Below are 248 nucleotides of genomic sequence, written 5' to 3'. Positions count from 1 at the left end.
CAACACCATCGACCCCGTCATCTTCGCCTGGGTCCATCACGATCTGATGGAACTCTGTCTGTTGGTACGCAAAGTCCCGCGGTGTCATGTGCAAAAACTGCTGAGATAAGGTGACCAGGCTTGGGTAGGTGTAACGGGTCTCATGCACTACACGGTAGCGCACTGGGGCACTATTATTGTCGACTAAAGTATTCATGCTGCTTGGGACTTTGTTTGCTGATCGCCGGTGTAACTAAAAAATTGTGCGC

At 50.8% G+C, this 248-nt stretch carries 1 protein-coding gene; it reads right to left on the bottom strand.

Annotated features, from left to right (window positions below; all coding sequences use genetic code 11):
• A partial coding sequence (locus QN347_RS21090; RefSeq protein WP_416350921.1) for a transglutaminase N-terminal domain-containing protein occupies window positions 1-196 on the bottom strand: 196 nt, incomplete at its 3' end.
• Window positions 197-248 lie beyond the last annotated feature (52 nt).

This window comes from Sphingomonas sp. 10B4, assembly GCF_035019905.1.
GTDB lineage: Bacteria > Pseudomonadota > Alphaproteobacteria > Sphingomonadales > Sphingomonadaceae > Sphingomonas > Sphingomonas glacialis.
The sequence above is the reverse complement of the archived record's forward strand: the minus strand, read 5'-3'. Positions and strand labels throughout refer to the sequence as shown.